The organism is Caldimonas mangrovi (assembly GCF_023721835.1).
GTDB lineage: Bacteria > Pseudomonadota > Gammaproteobacteria > Burkholderiales > Burkholderiaceae_C > Caldimonas > Caldimonas mangrovi.
Map to the genome: position 1 here is coordinate 1 of NZ_JAMKFE010000014.1, position 19,687 is coordinate 19,687.

Annotated in this window: 23 protein-coding genes; 11 read left to right on the plus strand and 12 right to left on the minus strand. The window is 68.8% G+C overall.

The features are described from left to right. The 3 genes from M8A51_RS19605 to M8A51_RS19615 all read left to right on the plus strand — a co-directional run. Positions 1–132, plus strand: a 132-nt coding sequence (locus M8A51_RS19605; RefSeq protein WP_407062255.1) for an integrase core domain-containing protein, incomplete at its 5' end; no start/stop codon positions are given. A 108-nt stretch (positions 133–240) separates the two neighbouring features. Beyond that, positions 241–1,119, plus strand: a complete 879-nt coding sequence (locus M8A51_RS19610) for a tyrosine-type recombinase/integrase (RefSeq protein WP_251780224.1) — start codon at positions 241–243, stop codon at positions 1,117–1,119. Positions 1,120–1,128: 9 nt separating this feature from the next. Beyond that, positions 1,129–2,322 (plus strand): IS91 family transposase, encoded by a 1,194-nt coding sequence (locus M8A51_RS19615; protein WP_251780225.1) that lies wholly within the window; start codon positions 1,129–1,131, stop codon positions 2,320–2,322. A gap of 450 nt (positions 2,323–2,772) precedes the next feature. Here M8A51_RS19615 and M8A51_RS19620 read toward each other — a convergent pair whose 3' ends face one another. From M8A51_RS19620 to M8A51_RS19650, 7 genes are all read right to left on the minus strand, one after another. Further along, a complete protein-coding gene (locus M8A51_RS19620; protein ID WP_251780226.1) occupies positions 2,773–3,114 on the minus strand; it encodes a YciI family protein in 342 nt (113 codons plus the stop codon). 149 nt (positions 3,115–3,263) lie between these two features. After that, entirely contained in the window at positions 3,264–3,905 is a 642-nt protein-coding gene (locus M8A51_RS19625) for a phosphotransferase enzyme family protein (RefSeq protein ID WP_251780227.1), read from the minus strand. A 96-nt stretch (positions 3,906–4,001) separates the two neighbouring features. Next, entirely contained in the window at positions 4,002–4,313 is a 312-nt protein-coding gene (locus M8A51_RS19630) for an aminoglycoside phosphotransferase/kinase family protein (protein WP_251780228.1), read from the minus strand. A 106-nt stretch (positions 4,314–4,419) separates the two neighbouring features. Further along, complete coding sequence (locus tag M8A51_RS19635; RefSeq protein ID WP_259372090.1) at positions 4,420–5,223, minus strand: VOC family protein; 804 nt, start codon at positions 5,221–5,223, stop codon at positions 4,420–4,422. 160 nt (positions 5,224–5,383) lie between these two features. Then, positions 5,384–5,947 carry a hypothetical protein gene (locus M8A51_RS19640; protein ID WP_251780230.1) on the minus strand — a complete coding sequence of 188 codons (564 nt, stop codon included), beginning with the start codon at positions 5,945–5,947 and terminating at the stop codon, positions 5,384–5,386. Positions 5,948–6,115: 168 nt separating this feature from the next. Next, positions 6,116–6,679, minus strand: a complete 564-nt coding sequence (locus tag M8A51_RS19645; RefSeq protein ID WP_251780231.1) for a hypothetical protein — start codon at positions 6,677–6,679, stop codon at positions 6,116–6,118. Beyond that, positions 6,676–7,224: a M23 family metallopeptidase gene (locus tag M8A51_RS19650; RefSeq protein WP_251780232.1), complete on the minus strand. Its 549-nt coding sequence runs from the start codon at positions 7,222–7,224 to the stop codon at positions 6,676–6,678. Before M8A51_RS19650 ends, M8A51_RS19645 begins: the two co-directional genes overlap by 4 nt. 344 nt (positions 7,225–7,568) lie before the next feature. Here M8A51_RS19650 and M8A51_RS19655 point away from each other — a divergent pair, with 344 nt between their 5' ends. The 3 genes from M8A51_RS19655 to M8A51_RS19665 all read left to right on the plus strand — a co-directional run bounded on the left by M8A51_RS19655 (position 7,569) and on the right by M8A51_RS19665 (position 9,396). Beyond that, the gene (locus M8A51_RS19655; RefSeq protein ID WP_251780233.1) at positions 7,569–7,850 is read left to right on the plus strand and encodes a hypothetical protein; all 282 of its coding nucleotides are present in this window, start codon (positions 7,569–7,571) and stop codon (positions 7,848–7,850) included. A gap of 30 nt (positions 7,851–7,880) precedes the next feature. Continuing rightward, positions 7,881–8,204, plus strand: coding sequence for a hypothetical protein (locus tag M8A51_RS19660; RefSeq protein ID WP_251780234.1), 324 nt, complete (start codon positions 7,881–7,883; stop codon positions 8,202–8,204). A 121-nt stretch (positions 8,205–8,325) separates the two neighbouring features. Further along, positions 8,326–9,396 carry a flavodoxin family protein gene (locus tag M8A51_RS19665; protein WP_251780235.1) on the plus strand — a complete coding sequence of 357 codons (1,071 nt, stop codon included), beginning with the start codon at positions 8,326–8,328 and terminating at the stop codon, positions 9,394–9,396. Positions 9,397–9,403: 7 nt separating this feature from the next. On the opposite strand, the gene M8A51_RS19670 is transcribed toward M8A51_RS19665, so the two are convergent. The 3 genes from M8A51_RS19670 to M8A51_RS19680 are packed head-to-tail and all read right to left on the minus strand — an operon-like array spanning position 9,404 to position 14,037. Next, positions 9,404–10,792 carry an efflux transporter outer membrane subunit gene (locus tag M8A51_RS19670; RefSeq protein ID WP_251780236.1) on the minus strand — a complete coding sequence of 463 codons (1,389 nt, stop codon included), beginning with the start codon at positions 10,790–10,792 and terminating at the stop codon, positions 9,404–9,406. Between the two features lie 6 nt (positions 10,793–10,798). Next, positions 10,799–12,823, minus strand: coding sequence for a MacB family efflux pump subunit (locus M8A51_RS19675; protein WP_251780237.1), 2,025 nt, complete (start codon positions 12,821–12,823; stop codon positions 10,799–10,801). Further along, on the minus strand, positions 12,823–14,037 hold the full coding sequence (locus M8A51_RS19680) for an efflux RND transporter periplasmic adaptor subunit (protein WP_251780238.1): 1,215 nt from the start codon (positions 14,035–14,037) through the stop codon (positions 12,823–12,825). The genes M8A51_RS19675 and M8A51_RS19680 overlap by 1 nt, the downstream gene beginning before the upstream one ends. A gap of 240 nt (positions 14,038–14,277) precedes the next feature. Between M8A51_RS19680 and M8A51_RS19685 the strand changes: the two genes are divergently transcribed. Continuing rightward, on the plus strand, positions 14,278–14,928 hold the full coding sequence (locus M8A51_RS19685) for a DOMON domain-containing protein (protein ID WP_251780239.1): 651 nt from the start codon (positions 14,278–14,280) through the stop codon (positions 14,926–14,928). A 99-nt stretch (positions 14,929–15,027) separates the two neighbouring features. Further along, positions 15,028–16,011, plus strand: coding sequence for a septal ring lytic transglycosylase RlpA family protein (locus M8A51_RS19690; protein WP_251780240.1), 984 nt, complete (start codon positions 15,028–15,030; stop codon positions 16,009–16,011). On the opposite strand, the gene rsmI is transcribed toward M8A51_RS19690, so the two are convergent. After that, positions 16,012–16,911, minus strand: a complete 900-nt coding sequence (gene rsmI, locus M8A51_RS19695; protein WP_251780241.1) for a 16S rRNA (cytidine(1402)-2'-O)-methyltransferase — start codon at positions 16,909–16,911, stop codon at positions 16,012–16,014. On the opposite strand from rsmI, the gene M8A51_RS19700 reads away from it, so the two are divergent. From M8A51_RS19700 to M8A51_RS19710, 3 genes are all read left to right on the plus strand, one after another. Further along, positions 16,904–17,269, plus strand: coding sequence for a YraN family protein (locus M8A51_RS19700; protein WP_251780242.1), 366 nt, complete (start codon positions 16,904–16,906; stop codon positions 17,267–17,269). The genes rsmI and M8A51_RS19700 overlap by 8 nt on opposite strands. Before the next feature lie 127 nt (positions 17,270–17,396). Beyond that, entirely contained in the window at positions 17,397–17,993 is a 597-nt protein-coding gene (locus M8A51_RS19705; RefSeq protein ID WP_251780243.1) for a phosphoheptose isomerase, read from the plus strand. Further along, a complete protein-coding gene (locus M8A51_RS19710; protein WP_251780244.1) occupies positions 17,990–18,679 on the plus strand; it encodes a BON domain-containing protein in 690 nt (229 codons plus the stop codon). The genes M8A51_RS19705 and M8A51_RS19710 overlap by 4 nt, the downstream gene beginning before the upstream one ends. Positions 18,680–18,739: 60 nt before the next feature. Here the strand turns inward: M8A51_RS19710 and M8A51_RS19715 are convergent, their stop codons facing one another. After that, complete coding sequence (locus M8A51_RS19715) at positions 18,740–19,633, minus strand: NAD(P)-dependent oxidoreductase (protein ID WP_251780245.1); 894 nt, start codon at positions 19,631–19,633, stop codon at positions 18,740–18,742. Positions 19,634–19,687: the final 54 nt, after the last annotated feature.

Consider the following 19,687-nt stretch of genomic DNA (forward strand, 5'->3'; position numbering starts at 1 on the left):
CAGCGCCAACACGCCTTGCTGAGCTGGCAGCACCACTACAACTGGCACCGCCCGCATCACGGCATCGGCCGCGTCCCTCCTGCCTCTCGCCTACCCGGGCCTCGATACAACCTCTTGACAGTTCACAACTAAACCGCTCGCGCGGTAGGCGCTCCGGGTGGGGTCGAGGTGGTTCGCAGCGCGGTTCTGCGATGTTGACGATCGAGGCAATCCGCCTCGTTCATCAATGGAGCAGCAACCATGGACACGACCACCTCTGCGGCGGTGACGCCGCTGCGGCAACGCATGCTCGACGACATGCGCATGCGCAAGCTCGATCCGAAGACACAGCAGGCGTATGTCCGCGCCGTATGCAGGCTCGCGGCGTTCCTGAAGCGCTCTCCTGACACGGCCACGGTGGAGGACTTGCGCGCCTTCCAACTGCACCTGGTCGACAGCGGCACCTCGCCGTTCACGCTCAACGCCACGCTGACCGCGCTGAAGTTCTTCTTCGACGTTACGGTACGCCAGCCCAATCTCATGGTGGGGATGAAGTCGGTACGGCTGCCGCAACGGCTGCCCGTGGTGCTCAGCCGCCACGAGGTTGCCAGGCTGATCGCCGCGGCCCCCAACCTCAAGCACCAGACCGCCCTGGCGCTGGCCTACGGCGCCGGACTGCGCGTCAGCGAGGTCGTTGCGCTCAAGGTCGGTGACATCGACAGCCAGCGCATGACGTTGCGCATCGAGCAGGCCAAGGGACGCAAGGATCGCTACGCCATGCTCTCGCCGCTGCTGCTGCAGCGGCTGCGCACCTGGTGGCGCGTCGCCCATGCCCAAGGCAAGATGCTGCCCGGTGGCTGGCTGTTCCCGGGCCTGAACCCCGTCGAGCCGCTGACGCCGCGGCAGCTCAACCGCGCAATCCATGACGCCGCCGAGGCCGCCCACATCGACAAGCGCGTGACGATGCACTCGCTGCGGCACGCCTTCGCCACACATCTGCTGGAGCAGAAGGTCGACATCCGTGTCATCCAGGTCATGCTTGGCCACAAGAAGCTCGAGACCACGACCGTCTACGCCCATGTGGCCACCGAAGTCCTGCGCGAGGTGGTCAGTCCGCTGGAGGTGCTGCCCACACAGTAGGTGGCGCCCATGGGGCGACCCGCCCTGGAGGTCGCCGACATCTTCCGCATCTACGGCCCCGGTTGGCGTGAGGCCCAGCGCGGTCACCTGAGCCTCGCGCAACTGAAGGTCATGTCGGCCATCACTCAGTGCCGCAGCGCGGCGCTGGGCGGACATGTCTTGCGCTGCGGCGGCTGCGGCAGTGAACAGATCTCGTACAACTCCTGCCGCAACCGGCACTGCCCGAAGTGCCAGAGCAGCGCGGCCCAGCGCTGGCTCGATGCACGCCAGGTCGATCTGCTGCCGGTCGAGTACTACCACGTCGTGTTCACGCTGCCTGCATCGGTGGCGGACGTCGCCTACCAGAATAAGACCGCGGTGTACGGGCTGCTGTTCGACGTGACCGCCGAAGTGCTGCAGACCATCGCCGCCGACCCGAAGCACCTGGGCGCGCGTATCGGCGCCACGCTCGTGCTGCACACCTGGGGATCGGCCATGACCCACCATCCGCACGTGCACGGCATCGTGCCCGGCGGCGGGATCGCGCCCGACGGCAAGACCTGGGTGGCCTGCCGGTCAGGATTCTTCCTGCCGGTGCGGGTGCTCTCGCGTTTGTTCCGGCGGCGTTTCATCGAGGAACTGCAGCGGCTGCACGACACCGGCGCGCTGAAGTTCTTCGGCGAGCTCGTGCGCCTAGCCGACGCGGAGGCGTTCCAAGACTGGCTGGAGACGCTGCGCCGCTGCCAGTGGGTTGTCTACGCCAAACGGCCGTTCGCCGGGCCGCAGGCCGTACTGGCCTACCTGTCGCGCTACACGCACCGCGTGGCGATCTCCAACAGCCGGCTGATCGCGATGGACGAGCGCGGCGTCACCTTCCGCTGGAAGGACTACCGCGCGAACAAGGGTGGCCGGGGCCGAACGCGCAACAAGGCGATGACGCTGGCCCCAGCGGAGTTCATGCGCCGGTTTCTGCTGCATGTGCTCCCGGCTGGCTTCCATCGGATCCGGCACTACGGGCTTCTGGCCAACGGCGGCCGTAAAAACAACCTGGCGCTGGCGCGTGCGCTGCTGGGCGTCGAGCCACAGGCGCTCGACGCGCCCGCCGACGCATCGACGCTCATGCCGGCGCCGACCTTCGTCTGCACGCACTGCGGCCACGCCATGGTGGTGCTTCAGATCCTGCCGCGTGATTGCTCGATCCGAGCACCACCGCCATGCGAATGACGCTCCATTGCCGATCGCCATTGCGACGTCGGGTCGGGCGTCCGGTGGATCGCCTTGCCTACGACCCGAAAATGGCCGCGCGACACCTTGCGTCAACGCAGCGCCACGACTCGGCTGCGTCCGTCCAATCGCCGGCCATCGTTCGCACCGTGCCGACGCCGCGTCACCGGCAGCCCTGTCAGGGCGCCATCGCAGCCGAATCGCCATAGCCGCAGCGCCTGACGAACCACCGTGGCGTTCGCCGCGGTTTCCTCCCTAGAGGCTTATGCAACACCTGCCCGGCTGCAACGAGGCAACTCGACCTTCGGCGCAAGGGCAGGTGTCGCACAACCCTTAACTCGAACGGTCCATCGTGCGCGCCACCTGCCCTTGTACTCCAGCTGTCTCGCAGCGTCCGCGCTTTACTCCCTCGAACGCTGAGTCCCGCACGCACTCTCGGCATTTCCAGCATCACGACAGCGGGTCATACATGAACTCGCGAAGTTCCTGATCGCATCGACACGCCACCGCGATCTTCGCGGCCCATGCCTGCGCCGCCTCCCGCGAGGGCAGTTCCAGGATCATGTAGCCGCCCTCGATCTTGCGCGTCTCGGGGTAGGTACCCTCGACGAGCGAGCCGTCGGCCGAGACCCGGACAGGCGCGACGCCCTCGTTGATGCCACCCGCGAACACATACACGCCGGCAGCCTGGGCCTCAGCCACCACAGCGCGCGCTTCGTCGGACACCGCCTGAAAGTCTTCTTCAGGGACGAGCATCGCGGAACTGGGGAACGAGATCAGGTATTTGGTCATGGAGGCCTCCTTGCAGTGGTGGTCGACGCCGAACGCGTGTCATGAAAAGGTGGCCCGGATCCTACGCCCGCCTGCCGCCAACGGCGCGCTGCCGCCTTCACCGGCACCGGCGCGCCATGGGGTCAGCGGCCCAGTGGCGGCCATGTTCGCTATTCGCGAATGGCGAACGCCTCTGGTGCCGCTGCGTTTCGCATGCCTCCAGGCAACGCCATCGACTCCCACGCCGTGAGCATCGTCACCTGCCGGCGCAACGAGGCCGTGGGCACGGCCTGCGACCCCCACACCGGCACGCGGCCCGCGTATTCCTCCATCAGCCAGATCTGCCGCGCGGCCATGAAGGCGGGCACGGCCTGGATGTCTGGCTCGCCCACGGCACGCACGGCGCAGTACGCCGCCAGAAAGCGCGCCCAGCGTGCCAACGCCTTGTCGCTCATCTGGCCGTCCACGTGGCGCGGGTGCAGCGACCAGGGGTACACCGCCAGTTCATAGGCCAGGTAGCCTGGGCCGCATTCGTCGAAGTCGAAGAAGGCAGCCACCTTGCCGCCTTGCGCGGCCCCGGTGATGAAGTTGTTGCTGCCGTGCGCGTCGCCATGGCAGACGACGTGCGTCAGCCCTTTCATGGCCTCGATGCGCAGGCGCAGCCGCTGCGCGATGTCTTCGAACTGGGGGCGCAGTTCGTCGGTCATGGTGGGTGCCTGGAGCACGCGCGCCAGCGGTTGGCTGATCAGGTAGTCCAGGTTCAGCGTGTAGCGGCTGGGCGGCCCGGCAAAGCTGCTGGCGGCATGGTGCACGCAGCCAGCCCGGCCCCGAAAGCTTCCACGTCCTCGGCGGCGTCGCCGGTCTCTTCGCCTTCCAGGTGCTCGAACAGCATGAGCGTGCGGGCGCCCTCAGGCCAGGTCGACCGCGATGACGTCGGCGCCATCGGCCGCGGGCAGGCAAGCCGACACGGGCACGCCGTGCTGCTGCAGGTGCCGCAGCAGCGCGGCCTCGTAGGCCACATTCGGCTCGCCGCGCGGGCGCTCGGAACTCAGCCGCGCCACGGCGCGCCGACCGTCTGCGAACTGCAAGCCATACACCTGGTTGAAGCTGCGGCGCAGCAGCTCGCTGTCGCGAGCCGCGCCGAAGGCATAGTGCCGGGACACGATGGCGGCGATGGCCGCCGCCGTGGGGGTGGACTGCGCGATGGCGATGGCGGTCATGGGGTCTTGGCCGTGGCGGGTGCGGGGGGCGCGGATTCTGCCACGGTGGCCGCTGCTGGCGATAGCGGCGGCCGTGTGCCGCAGGCAGCAGCAGCCAGCGGTTTCGTCAGGCGCTGATCAGGCCCAGGCGCAGCCCGCGGGGGGTGTTTGCGTTGATCCAGAGGGTGCCTGGGTCGTGCTCGGTGCCTACCCCCAGGCGGGCCAGTGCGGCGCCCGCTCGGGCCAGGTCGCGGACACCGAAGACGAGCGCGGCAACGCGCAGCTCAGGGCCGCGCGTGATGCGCAATGCCACCCCGGGTGCGGCGCTTTCGGCCGCGCCCGTGATGGTGTGCCACACCCGGGCACTGCGATCGGGGTCCGGCGATTCGAGGTGCACCGCGCGCAGCCCCACGAGGCCGACGGCCCCGCCACCGCACTGTGCCAGCGCAGCTGCCATATGCTGCCGCCGTTCAGCGGTGGGCTGCCCCTTCGGCCAGGGAACGATCGGCGCGTGGGGGCCCCATTCGCAGAAGAACACCTGGCATGCCGGGCCGGACGCGTCGGCAATGAGGCAGTTGGTGAAATTGAGGGCCTCAGCGCCGTCGGCCCCGGGGGTGCGCCAGGCTCTCGGCTCCTTGCAGGCCACGCCTGCCGCCACCAGTTGTTCCCGGCTGGCCTGCACGTCGTGGGGCCAAAGCGCCAGGCCGGCCACACAAGGCAGCACCGTCGTCGGCGCAAGGTCGTCGTTCGAGCGGGCCTGCCAAAGCTCCAGCTGAACGTTGCCGGCATTCACCCAGGCGTACCGGGCAAACGCTTCGTCGCGTGCGGGCCAAGACAGCGGCAGGCCCAGCTGCTGGTGAAAGAACCGCAGCTGCGCGTCGAGGTCGTCCACGCGCAGGTAGATGTGATCCAGGCCTTGTGAAGCAGGCATGGGCAGGCACTCTAGCGTACGGGGCCGCAGGGCCGCTCCCCCCTGCTCCACGTCTTCCCGTCAGCAACGGCTGCGGCTGGTACTGCCCCCTAGAACGGCAACAAGCTGGCGCGGCATGCGGATCTGCTTTATCGCAAGAGTCAGCTCACACCGTCGTCCGTCAAGCCGGCTCTGGCCGATGGCACACGATGCGCTTGGGCGACAGCGAAATAATCCGCTCCTTTTGCGGATCGAATCCCCACGCCTTTTCCACGCCCGTGCGCCAGTCGATGCGGTCGCGCTTGTCCCAACGCACGAGTGCAATGAAGAAGATGTCGGTACGACCGTCCAGTTCGCAATCGCCGACCTTGAACAGTCTCGGCGCATGGGGCCGCTTTGGATCGAAGCCCCACGCGAAGCGCGGCAACAACACTGCGTCGACGACACGCCATCGAATATCTGCGCCTTCTTGCCCCACGATGCGTTTCAACATGGCGACCGTGCGCCCCTGGCAGACGGCTCGGCCGTAGCCCCAGCCTTCGACGGTGACGCCGTTGATTTCGATGGTGCTGCCGCCTTTGCTCGTGCAGCTCAACCCTGGGTCAATCGGGTTTCCCATCGCCTTCGCGGTGAACTCGATGCCTATCAAGGCCTGCGCCTCTTGCGCCACAGGCAGCGATGACGCATCGGCTTGTGCCGCGACGAAAGCGACGGTCAACACGACCGATAAAGCAAAACGCTTCATTGCAGACTCTCTCGCACGTTGATGCCTGGCACCTTGAGCCCCCGCACGCCTGCCGTGTTGATCATCTACGACACCCAGCGTGAAACGGAAAGACGCAGCCCTTTACGTTCTCATCGATTCTGCGCCGGTCATCCCGCCGGTGTCCGCAAAGGCTTACGCCGTCCTTGGTCAAGCCGGCTCAGGCCGCCAGCACACGATGCGCTTGGTCGACAACGAGACGATCCGCTCCTGCTGCGGGTCGTATCCCCACGCCTGCTCCACACCCGTGCGCCAGTCGACGCGTTCATGCTTGCCCCAACGCACCAGGGCGATGAAGGAGGTGTCCGTGCGGCCGTCCAGCTCGCACTCGCCTGCCGAGAGCAAGCGGGGTGCATTCGGGCGCTTGGGATCGGGGTCCAACTCAAAGCGCGGCAGCAGCACCGCATCAACAATGCGCCATTTGATGTGCTGGCCTTCTTGTCCCACGGCGCGCTTCAATACAGCGACAGAGCGGCCTTGGCAAACCGCACGGCCGTAGCTCCATCCTTCGGGTGACACGCCTTTGATCTCAATGCCGCCGCCGCCTTCGTTGGTACAGGTCAGGTGCGGAGCGATAGCGGCCCCCATCACCCTTGCCGTGAACTCGACACCGATGAGAGAGCGCGCCTCTTGCTCTACTGGCAGCGTCGAAGCATCGGCCTGCACCGCCACACAGGCGATGGCCCCTATGAATGACAGTGCCCCTCGCTTCATTGCAGGCTCTCTCTGATGTTGATGCCCGGGACCTTCAACCCCCGTGCGCCGGCCGTGACGATTTTCTGCCCATGTCCTTCGAAGAAGGTCCAACCTACGGGTGCGCGCCCATACAGATCGGCAGGATCAATGCGCCCGCCTAGGCCATGGCCCGGCTTCTTGGCAGTACGAACCTCGAAGTGAAGGTGCTGATCGTCGCCGGTCATGCTGGCGGCATTCCCTGTGTTGCCCGTATAGCCCAGCATATCGCCGCGGCGAACAGGCTCGCCGTCACGCGCCAAGACGAAGCTCAGATGGCAATAGGCGGCGTAGAGCCTCTGTCCGCCTCGGTCGAAACCCAGCAGCACCATGTTGCCGAGCGCACTTCCGGTCTCTATCAGTTCGATCTTGCCGTCCGCAATCGCATAGCAGGGCGTGCCCGGCGCTGCATACAAGTCCCAGCCCTGATGCGGCCTGGTGCCGCCGTTGCGCACCATGCCGAATGCGTTGTTCTGAACGCCACGCCGGATCTCGTTGCGTTCCAGCGGCCATGCAAGCAAAGCCATTGCACCTCTCCTTCCTGATGTTGGTTATAGATAGGGGAAGGGGCATTCTGGCCGCCGATGCGGTGGGGTCGGACTGCAAGTTCTGACAGCTCAGGGCGTCAGGCGGCCCCTCATTCGGGGGTGTCCCATCGCCGCGCACCGCTGTAGGCTGTGCCACGCTGTCTGGGCCCTTGCAGTTCTGCCGTTGATCGGGGCCTGTTGCTCACCCTGCATCCCACGCCGTATGTCTTCGGGGAACGCCCGTGAACAAGCGCGGCGCATGAGCTCTGGTTCGAACCCTGATTTGCCTGCTGATGGATGGTCACGCTCGTTTGACACCCACTTCGGCTTACGTTGCCCTTGCAGTGAACCTCGCGCTGCTGGCTGTTCTCGCCTGGCACATTGCGTTCGAAGCCGTGCCGCAGACGCTTGTTGACTTTCACGCAGCCCGACACATCGGTCGCAAAGCGTTTTCTCTCTTTGTATTGCTGCCCTATGCCGTACTCGTTGCGTTTCTGCTGATGTCTTGGCAGCGCAGCGTATTCAGATGGAGGACAGCTGCTTTCATCGTCTGCGCCGTCGCGGCCTATGCAGTGGCCGTTATTGCGATGGGGCTGTACATCGGTCGCAACTTCTTCCCGACGTAGTGCCACTTCATTGAACACTCAGGAGGAACATTGCCGGCCAATCCGCTCCGCCCGCTCACCTACGCCGCCCTGCTGACCAATGGGCTGCTGCTTCTGTTCTTCGTGTGGCACCTCGCATTCGAAGCGATACCCGCCGCAGTGAGAAACCTCGACGACACCCCATCCATCGAGGGGCGAGCGCTTGCACTGATCGTGCTGGTGCCCGACGTGCTGGTGGGGATGTACGTGGTTCGAAGCCCGCACACGCGCATCCTGCAATGGAGGACGGCAGCGGCTCTGCTCGCCTCCATGGCGGCCCACATCGCTCTCTTGCTCGGCATCGCGTTTTACATGGTCTCCTTGTCCATGCCCTAGCGATCTTGCCTGCACAGCCGGGTTGGTGGCGGCTCGCACACGCTCGATGTGGCCCGTCCTTGAGACGCCCGGCACGCCGCTTGCCGCGCCACGGAACCGCCACACGCCCCCACAGCCCGCCATGACCCAGGTGCGCACCGGCCAGGCCCCGCCGGGCCTCACGCGCGAACAATTCGGTGAACGCTTCCGCCGCGTGTTCTATGACCCGGCGTTCGCGCCGGCGCGCGAAGCGATACGCATCGTCGAAGACATCGCATGGGACGGCTACCGCAACGCGCGCAAGGCGCCGCTGACCGAAAAGGCCGGCACGGGCTTTGCAGACCCCGGCTACGACCTGTCGGTCGAGTGGCGCGAAACACGCGATCGGTTGCTGGCGGCCCAGGCGCGCTGGCAAGACCCGGCGACACCGTCGCGCGTGCTGCTGGTGTGTGCGTCGCCGCGCAACGACGGCACCTGCCCGGGCGAGCAGTCGAAGACGCATCGGCTGACCCGGATCGCCAAGCAGACCTTGAACGCAGCGGGCCTCGAAACCGACCTGCTCGACCTGAGCCTGCTGACGTCCGACTACCAGCGCCGCATCCACCCGTGCAAGGGCTGCGTGTCGACGGCCATGCCGCTGTGCCACTGGCCGTGCTCGTGCTACCCCAACCACGAACTGGGCCAGGTGAACGACTGGATGGCCGAGATCTACGAGCGCTGGACACTGGCGCACGCGGTCATCCTCTTCACGCCGGTGCACTGGTACCAGGCCACCAGCGTGCTGAAGCTGATGATGGACCGCATGGTGTGCGCCGACGGCGGCAACCCGGACCCGACCTCCACGCACGGCAAGACGGTCGCCGACGCCAAGGCGCTGGAGCTGAAGGGCTGGCCCTACCCGAAACATCTGGCCGGGCGCGCCTATGGCCTGGTCGTGCATGGCGACGTGGCCGGCATCGAAGGCGTGCGCCGCGCGTTGTCGGACTGGCTCGACTGGATGGGGCTGATCGATGCCGGCCCCAGCGCGCGGCTCGATCGCTACATCGGCTACTACCGGCCGTATGCGACCAGCCACGAGGAACTCGACCGCGACCTCGACGTGCAGGAAGAAGTGCGCAACGTGGCGCGTGCGGTCGCGAACGCAGTGGCCGAACTGCGCGCGGGGCGGCTGTCGGCGCCCGACCGGGCGCTGCAGCGCCCGCGGCCGAAGTAGCCCGCCCTCAGGCCGAGCCGCCCAGCGCCAGGTACAGCGCGGCCTGGTTGTTCAACTGCTCCAGCCGGTTTTCGGCCAGCGCGTCCTCGGCGTTGCGCCGGCTTTCCTGGGCGTCGAGCCAGGTTTTCAGCGGCACCGCGCCGTTGCGGTAGCGCACCTCGTACAGACGCTCCACTTCGCGCGCAGCCTGCAGCGCCTGCGCCAGCCGCTCGCCCTGGCGGGCCAGTTCGGTGCGGGCCGACAGCGCGTTCTCGACCTCGCCGAGCGCGGTGTACAGCGACTGACGGAACGTGATCACGGCCTGCTCGTAGTTGGTGCGCGCCAGTTCGTTGTCGAGCTTGCGCTGCTGCACCTGCAGGAAGGGCAAGGTGATGCCCGCGCCCAGCACCGCATAGGGGTTGGAGAGCAGGCTGACCAGTGCGGTGCTGGCGCTGCCCAACCCGCCGGTGAGGCTGAGCGTGGGGTAGTAGCTGGCGCGGGTGGCGTCGGCATCGGCCAGCAGCGAACGCAGCCGCGCTTCGGCGGCCCGCAGGTCGGGGCGGCGGCCCAGCAGCTCGGCCGGCAGGCCGGCGGCCACCTCGGGCAGTGCGAAGCCGGGCATGGCCTGGGGCTCCTGCGGCAGCCATTGCGCCGGCACGGCACCGCCGGGCGCGGTGTCGAACAGCAGGGTCAGCGCATGGCGCGTCTCGGTGCGTTGCTGCTGCAGCGAAGACAACGCGGCCCGCTGGGCGGCGACGGCCTGCGCAGCCTCGTTGACTTCCAGCGACGAAACGGCGCCGGCGCGGTATTGCTGGCCCACCAGTTCCTGCGTGCGCTCGGCATAGGCCACGCTGGCTTCGGCGCTGGCGACGCGCTGGTTCAAATAGCCCAGCTGCCAGTACAGCCTGGCCACGGTGGCCGCCAGGCTCAGCGTCGCCGTCTGCAGGTCTTGCTCGGTGGCGGCGGCTTCCCATTGCGCCGCGTCGGTCTGGCTCGCCAGGCGGCCCCACAGGTCGACCTCGTAGCTCACGCCCAGGCTGGCGCCGTGGCTGCGGCTGGTGGCGCCGCTGCCGTCGAGCTGACGCTGCCGCTGGGCCGACACCGAGCCCGACAGCGCCGGCCGCTGGCCCTGCTGCGTCAGCCCGGCCTGCAGTTGCGCGCGGCGCACGTCGAGCGCCGCCGCAGCCAGGTCGTTGTTGCGGGCCAAGGCGGTGTCGACCAGCGTGTCGAGCGTGGTGTCGCCGAAGGCCGTCCACCAGCGGTCGGGCGGCGCGGCCGTGGCGGCCGAACTCGCCGGCGTTGACCAGGCGGCGGGCACGTCGGCCGCCGGGGTGGCGTAGGGCGTGCGCATGGTGCTGCAGCCGGCCATGGCGAGGGCCAGCGCAAGCGTGGCCAGGCGTAGGGGGGAAGAGCCCATCGTCGATCAGTCGCGCGCCAGCGCGTCCACCGGGTTGAGGCGCGCGGCACTGCGCGCCGGAAGGAAACCGAACACGACGCCGATCAGCGTCGAGCACGCGAAGGCTGCGAGCATCGCCGTGCCGGAGAACGCCAGCGTGAAGTCGCTGCTCATGCGCGAGAACACCGCGCCGAACGCGAGTGCGCCCAAAATGCCGAGCAGCCCGCCGCACAGGCACACCAGCACCGCCTCGATCAGGAACTGCTGCTGGATGTCGGCCTGCCGCGCGCCCACCGCCATGCGCACGCCGATCTCGCGGGTGCGCTCGGTCACGCTGACCAGCATGATGTTCATCACGCCGATGCCGCCCACCAGCAGCGAGATCACCGCGATCGACGAGATCAGCAGCGTCATCGTGCGCGTGGTGTTCTCGATGGTCTGGCGGATGCTGTCGGTGTTGAGCACATAGAAGTCCTCGCGGCCGTGCAGGCGCGTCATGAGCTGCTTGATGCCCTCTTCGGCGGCCGCCATCGGGGCCTCGTCGGCCACGCGCACGGTGATGCTGCGCAGGTAGGGCTGGCCCAGAAGCCGGTACATCGCGGTGGTGTAGGGCAGATAGACATTGAGGCTTTCGCTGCTGGGGCCGAAGCCGGTGTTCTTGCCCGTCACGCCCACCACGTACACCGGCATGCCGCCCAGCAGCAGCACCTGGCCGATCGGGTCGGTGCGGGGGAACAGCGTGCGCCGGGCGTTGTCGTCGATCACCGCCACCTGCGCATACTGCCGCACCGCCTGGGTGTCGAAGGCCATGCCCTGCACCAGGCTCAGGCCGCGCACCCGGAAGTAGCCTTCACCGACGCCGCTGACAGACACCGACGCTTCGATGTTGGCGTGGCGTGCCGTCAGCGAGGTCTGCACATTGGGCGTCACGCTGTCCACGTACGACTGCTCGGCCAGCGCGTCGGCGTCGGACGGCTTGAGCGTGCGGATGCGCGACGCGCGCGTGTCGCCGAAACCGGTGCCGGAATAGATTTCGATGGTGTTGGTGCCGATGGCGCTGATGTTCTGCAGCACCTGCTGGCGCGAGCCTTCACCCAGCGCCACCACCGACACCACCGACGCGATGCCGATGACGATGCCCAGCATCGTCAGGAAGGTGCGCAGCCGGTGTGCGTTCATGGCCGTCAGCGCCATGCGGAAGGCTTCGGCCAGGCGGTCGAGCTGGCTGCCCAGGCTGCCGGCGAACGAACTCGCGCGGCGCGGGGCCGCCGAGGCGGCTGCGGGCGGTGTTGCGCCGGCGTCGCCCTCCGTGCCCGCGGGCACGGAGGGCTGATCGGACACGATCACCCCGTCGCGGATCTCGACGATGCGCTGCGCATGTGCCGCGACGTTCATGTCGTGCGTGACGAGGATGACGGTGTGCCCCTGCGCGTGCAGCTCGCCCAGGATCTTCAGCACCTCTTCGCCCGCATGGGTGTCGAGCGCGCCGGTGGGCTCGTCGGCCAGGATCACGCTGCCGCCGTTCATCAACGCACGTGCGATGGACACGCGTTGCTGCTGCCCGCCCGACAGCTTGCCCGGCACGTGCTGGGTGCGTTCGCCCAGCCCCAGTCGCTGCAGCAGCGCCAGCGCGCGTTCGTGGCGCTCGGCGCGCGGGGCCCCGGCATACACCGCCGGCACCTCCACGTTGCCCTGCGCGGTCAGGTCGGACAGCAGGTGATAGCGCTGGAAGATGAAGCCGAAGTGCTCGCGCCGCAGTGCGGCCAGTTCGTCGGCGCTCAGCGTGGACACCTCGCGCCCGCCGATGCGGTAGCTGCCGCGGGTGGGCAGGTCCAGGCAGCCGAGCAGGTTCATCAGCGTCGACTTGCCCGAGCCCGACTGCCCGACGATGGCCACCATCTCGCCGGCGTGGATGTCGAGCTGCACGTCTTTCAGGACGGCAATGGTGCCCTCGCCGGCGGGGAACTCGCGCCAGATGCCCTGCAGCCGCAGCAAGGGCTCGGCCTGCGCGGTGTCGCCCGCCGCCAGGCGCCGGGGGTCGTTGCGGTCCATCACAGCCTCCGCGGCATGCGCATGCGCTGCTCGCCGGCGGCTGGCGCGGCCGCAGCCGTGCCGGTGACGACCTGGTCGCCTTCACGCAGGCCTTGCAGCACCTGCGCGTTCACGTTGTTGTTGAGCCCGACGCGCACCTTGCGCGGCTGTGCGCGGCCCTCGGGGCCGAGCACGTTCACGGTGTAGCTGCCGTCGGGATGCCGGGGGCCCAGCGCCGCTGCCGGGATCACCAGCGCGTCGTCGGCAGCGCCCCGCACGATGTGCACGGTGGCGGTCATCGAGATGCGCAGCTTGCCGTCGGGGTTGGGCACGTCGAACAGGCCGTTGTAGTAGATGGCGGTGGCGCTGGTGGTGCTGCTCGACGTGGAGCTGCCCGAGTTGCCCGAACTGCTGCTGCTCGCGATGCTGTCGGTGGCCGGCTCGATGGTGCGCAGCGTCGCCTCGTAGCGCTTGTCGGGCTCGCCGAGCACCGTGAAGTACACCCGCTGGCCGGGCTGCACGCTGGTCACGTCGGCTTCCGAGATCGAAGCCTTGACGGTCATCGTGTCGGTCTGCGCGACGATGATGATGGTCGGCGTCGACTGGTTGGCGTTCACGGTGGTGCCCTCTTCAGTCACCACGGCCACCACCTGCCCGTCCATCGGCGAGGTGATCTGCGTGTAGCCCAGGTTGACCTTGGCGGTCTCGAGGCTCACGCGGGCCTGCTCGACCTGGGCCTTCAGCGCGTCGACGCTTGCCTGCCCCGTGCGAAAGGCCGCTTGCGCCGCTTCCAGGTCGGCCTGCGAGCTGGCGTCGGCCGCACGCATCTGCTGCTGGCGGGCGAGCGTCAGGCGTTGCTGCTCCAGGGCGGCCTCGGCCGATCGCAGCTGCGCGCGCACGTTGGCCAGCGCCGCTTCGGCGTTGAGCCGCGCGTTGCGCTGCGTCATCGAGTCGATCTCGGCCACCAGCTGGCCTTTCTTGACGCGGTCGCCCAGCGCCACTTTCAGGGACTTCAACTGCCCCGACACCTGCGAGCCGACGCTGACCTGCTTGAACGCCATCAGCGTGCCGGTCGCCAGCACCGTGTCTTCGAGGCCGGCACGCCGGGCTTCGGCGGTCACGTAGGGCGGCGGCGCCGAGCGGGCGGCGACATAACGCCAGCCGGCCACCGCCGCGGCGGCCACGGCCAGGGCCAGCAGCGCCAGACGCACGGGACGGGAAAGACGAAACGGCATGGATGAAGCGGAACGATGAGGGTGTGGGAACGATTGTCCGGAGCGTGTCCGAACCCGGTATGTCGGCGATGTAAAGCGCTTGTAAAGCGGCCGTGACGCCCTTGCGGCACCGCATCGCGGCACACGCGGCCGGGTTGTCCCCTGTTTGCGGGACGCGTGCCCGCGGCCTTAGGGATGGGTCGCTCGCAGGACCTCTCGGAACAATCGACGCCGATCACCGCAACCGCACAGGAGGGAACGATGCAGGCCTATTCAACACTGGATTTCGGCAACCCGAAGGATGCGCGCACCTTCGAGAAGGGTTGCGAGGCCCGCGGGCTGCGCAAGGAACATGCGCTGCTGACGCCTGCGCCGGCGATGGACGACTTGGCGGCCTTCTTCGAGGCGTCGCCCCAGCTGGTGTATTTCAGCGGGCATTTCCAGGACCGCCAGCTGTGGGGTGACGACCGCGCCGGCGTCGTGTTCGAGAAGGACCGTGTGCTGCTGCAGGTCGGCGACGAGACCCGGGAGCTGGCCAAGGGCAGCGGCCTGCGGCTGCCCGACAGCGTGATCGCCGTCTTCTGGGGCGGCTGCAGCGCGCTGCGCAAGGCCGCCGACGTGAAGGTGCTGCGCGAGCTGTTCCCGAAGGCGGCGCTGCTCGGCTACTCGGACACCACCGGCGTCGCGATCAACGACGCCATGCTCGGCGGCGGCTTCATTCGCCGCAAGCACTTCTTCGACCGCCTGCCACGCGGCGAGATCACCGGCGCTGCCTGCGCCTGGGCCTGGATGGGCGCGGCACAGACCGGCTATGCCGGCGGGTCGATGGCCGACCGCTTCCGCGCCGTGACCGCCAGCGGGCAGGAATGGAAGCTGTCGGGCGGGCAGATCGTCAAAGGGCGGCGGTATTGATCGCCCGCCGGCCCGGCGGGCGACAAAGCGTGTGACCGGTCACACAGCTTGCACTTGCCGCGCTTGAGCCGCGGCCGCGCTGTCGTTTACCCTCGCGCCATGTCTGGCCTGCCCTCTCTCTTGCGCGCTCCGGCGCTTGTCGCCGTCCTGTGTGCGGCCGCCGTGCTGGCCGGCTGCGGCTCGGCGCCGAAGCGTGGCGGCGGGTACTACCAGGACGACGGCCCGGGCGAGAACCCGCCGGCCGACGCCGCCTCGGCCCCGGACGCCGAGCCTCGCGTCGAGCCGTTCGGCCGCGGCACCTTGCGGCCCTACACCGTGCTGGGCCGCAGCTATGTGCCCATCACCGAAGACCGCCCGTTCCGGCAGCGCGGCATCGCGTCGTGGTACGGCCGCAAGTTCCACGGCAAGCGCACCGCCAGCGGCGAGATCTACGACATGTACGAGATGACGGCCGCACACCCGACGCTGCCGATCCCGAGCTATGTGCGGGTGCGCCACGTCGCGTCGGGCCGCGAGGTGATCGTGCGCATCAACGACCGCGGGCCCTTCCACGGCAACCGCATCATCGATCTGAGCTACGCGGCGGCGCTGAAGCTGGGCTTCGTGCGACGTGGCAGCGCCGAGGTCGAGATCGAGCGCATCACGCATGAAGAGATCCGCGCCGGCACCTGGCGCGAGCGACGGCCGCCGACGCCCGCCCCGGAGCCGGTTCGCGTGGCGCAGCCGCCGCCGGTGGCGCCCGTGCCTGTTTCAGTGCCGCCAGCCCCTCCGGCCGCCGCGCCGGCACCCGCCGTGGCCGCCGCGCTGCCGGCCGATTCCACACCGGCGTCGGCCCCTGCCATCGCGCCGGCGGCGGGCTTCTGGGTCCAGCTCGGCGCCTTCCGGCAGCGCGAAGGGGCCGACAGCTTCCGCCGTCGTGTGGCCGGCGAGGCCGATTGGCTCTCGCCGCTGCTCGCGGTGTTCGACGATGCGCCGTTGTTCCGGCTGCAGGCCGGGCCGTATGCCACGCGCGACGAGGCCTTCGGCATCGCCGAGCGCGTGCGCGACGCGCTCAAGCTGGTGCCGGTGGTGGTGGAGCGGTAGTCAGCCGCGCTTGAGTTCCAGCGCCCGCTCGTAGAGCGCGTTGCGCGGCGCCCCGGTGAGCTGGGCGGCCAGCGCCACGGCCTGCTTCAGCGGCAGCGCCTCCATCAGCGCCAGCAGCGCGGGCTCGGCCTGCGCGAGCGCGTCGCCGGTGGCCTCGGCCTGAGCGTGCAGTACCAGCACGAACTCGCCCTTGCGCCGGTGCGCGTCGGCCGCCAGCCATGCCGGCCACTCGCCGGCCGGCATGGCGGCGATGGTCTCGAACTGCTTGGTCAGCTCGCGGCACACCGTCAACGGGCGCTGCGGCATCGCGCTGGCCAGCGCCGCGGCCAGCGCCTCGATGCGGTGCGGTGCCTCGAAGATCACCTGCGCTTCCGGCCGCATCGACAGTTCGCGCAACACTTGTTCGAGTTCGCGCGCCTTGCTGGGCAGGAAGCCGACAAAGCGAAAGCCGCCCGGCTGCACGTCGCCGGCCGCGCTGAGCGCCGCGGTCGCGCTGCTGACGCCGGGCACCGGCACGACGGTGCGGCCGGCCTCGCGCACCACCGCCACCAGCCGGGCACCGGGGTCGGACACGGCCGGCGTGCCGGCGTCGCTGACGTACGCCACGCGCTCTCCAGCGGCCAGGCGCGCCAGCACGCCCTGCGCGGCTTCACGTTCGTTGTGCTCGTGCACCGCCAGCAGCGGGCGCTCGATGCCGTAGTGGCGCAGCAATGCCGCGGTGTGGCGGGTGTCTTCGCAGGCCACCGCATCGACCAGCCCCAGCACGTGCAGCGCGCGCAGCGTGATGTCGGCGAGGTTGCCGATCGGGGTCGCGACGATGTAGAGCGCGCTTGCGGGATACTGCTGCGCGCCGGCCGCCTGGGCGGCCGCCTGCAACAACAACGAGGCCTCGATGGTCACGACGAAGACGCTGGGTGATGACGGGGAGGAGCGCGCACTGGCACATCTGCTGCGCGCGGGCTTGACACTGGTGCAGCGCAATTATCGCGTTGCCGGCGGCCCCGGCCGGCCCGCCGGCGAGGTCGACCTGATCCTGCGCGAGCGCGACGGCACGCTGGTGTTCGTGGAAGTGCGCCAGCGGCGCTCGGCGGCCCACGGCGGCGCGGCAGCGAGCATCACCGTCACCAAGCAACGGCGCATCGTGCGTGCCGCGCAGCACTTCCTGATGCGTGCGCCCACGCCCCCGCCGTGCCGCTTCGACGTGATCGCCATCGACGGCTCGCAGCTGCAGTGGCTGAAGGCGGCGTTCACTGCGTAGCATGCGGTTGCCGCTGCCGCGGAACCCAATTGGAAACAGGGGGTCACACGGCCGTGACTTATGATCCCTCCCGCGCCGCGCCCGCTGCCGGCGCGCCCTCCCGCCCGACCAAGGATCACGCCCAGCCATGCTGGAACAACGGATACAACAGCAGTTTTTCGAAAGCGCGGACCTGAAGTACCAGGCGGCCGACCTGCTGGCACGCCCTATCGCTGACGCGGTGCAGGCCATCGTCGGCTGCCTGACGGCCGGCGGCAAGGTGCTCGCCTGCGGCAACGGCGGCTCGGCCAGCGACGCGCAGCATTTCGCGGCCGAATTCGTCGGCCGCTTCGAGCGCGAACGCCCGGGCCTCGCGGCCATCTCGCTGACCACCGACACGTCCATCCTGACGGCCGTCGGCAACGACTACGACTTCTCGCAGGTGTTCTCGAAGCAGGTGCAGGCGCTCGGCCAGCCCGGCGACGTGCTGGTCGCGATGTCGACCAGCGGCAACTCGGCCAACGTGCTCGCCGCCGTGCAGGCCGCGCACGACCGCGAGATGACCGTGGTTGCGCTGACCGGCCGCGGCGGCGGCAAGCTCAAGGAGCTGCTCGCCGAAACCGACGTGCACATCTGCGTGCCGCACGACCGCACCGCCCGCATCCAGGAAGTTCACATCCTCTCGTTGCACTGCATGTGCGACGCGATCGACACCCAATTGCTCGGAGAACAGGACCACGCATGACCCTGCAGTACCGCACTTCCCTTCTTGCCCGCAACGCCGCACGCCCGGTGGCCGCGGCGCTCGCGGCCGTCATGTTCGCCGCCAGCTTCGCAGGCTGCGCCCCGCTGATCGTCGGCGGCGCGATGGTCGGCGGTGTGATGATGGCGCTGGACCGCCGCACGTCCGGCACCCAGGTCGAGGACCAGTCGATCGAACTGAAGGCACTGAACCGCATCAAGGACACCATCGGCGACCGCGGCCACGTCAGCGCGACCAGCTTCAACCGCATGGTGCTGCTGACCGGCGAGGTGCCGAGCGAGCAGGACAAGCAGGCGATCGAGCTGGCCGTCTCGCGCATCGAGAACGTCAAGTCCATCGTCAACGAGGTGGCCGTGATGAACAAGAGCTCACTCGGCTCGCGTTCGAACGACGTGATCCTCGCCGGCAAGATCAAGGCGACCTTCGTCGATGCGCGCGACATCCAGGCCAACGCGTTCAAGGTGGTCACCGAGCGCGGCATCGTCTACCTGATGGGCATCGTCACCGAGCGCGAGGCGAACCGCGGCTCCGACCTGGCGCGCAGCGTCAGCGGCGTGCAGAAGGTGGTGCGGGTGTTCGAGATCGTCACCGAGGAAGAGCTCGCTCGCCTGCAGCCCAAGCAGCAGCCCGCCAGCGGCAGCACCGCGCCGGCGCCGGCACCGCAGTAGCGCTCCCCTCGAACGAAAAAGGCTCCCTTGCGGGAGCCTTTTTTCTGGCCGTTGCTGCCGCTATGTCAGCCGGCGCAGCAGGCTCGACGTGTCCCAGCGGCCGCCGTCCATCGCCTGCACGTCGGCATAGAACTGGTCGACCAGTGCGGTGACCGGCAGCTGCGCGCCGTTGCGGCGGGCCTCGTCGAGGCACAGGCCGAGGTCCTTGCGCATCCAGTCGACCGCGAAGCCGAAATCGAACTTGTCCTGCAGCATCGTCGGGCCGCGGTTGTCCATCTGCCAGCTCTGCGCGGCGCCCTTGCCGATCACCGCGAGCACGGCCTCCATGTCGAGCCCGGCCTTCTGGCCGAACGCGATGGCTTCGGCGAGGCCCTGCACCAGCCCGGCGATGCAGATCTGGTTGACCATCTTCGCGAGCTGCCCGGCGCCGCTGTCGCCGAGGCGCGTGACGGCCTTGGAAAACGCCATCGCCACCGGTTTCATCTTCTCGAAGGCTGCGGCATCGCCACCGCACATCACCGTCAGCGCACCGTTGATGGCGCCGACGTTGCCGCCCGACACCGGGGCGTCGATGAATGCGAAGCCGCGTTCGGTGGCCAGCGCGTTCAGCTCGCGCGCGACGTTGGCCGAGGCCGTGGTGTGGTCGACGAAGATCGCGCCGGACTTCATGCTGGCGAAGGCGCCGCCCTCGCCGAGCGTCACGCTGCGCAGGTCGTCGTCGTTGCCGACGCAGGCGAACACGATGTCGGCGCCATGCGCGGCCTCGGCCGGCGTGGCGGCCGCCGTGCCGCGGTACGCCTGCACCCACGCCTCGGCTTTCGAGGCCGTGCGGTTGTAGACCGTCACGCGGTGGCCCGCGCGCGCCAGGTGGCCGGCCATCGCATGCCCCATCACGCCCAGGCCGATGAAGGCGACGGCGTGCGGGGTGATCGGGTCGTAGGTCCTGTGGCTCATTCGATGCTCCTCAAACGACGAGGCCCCAAGCCTGCATCACAAGCTTGGGGCCGG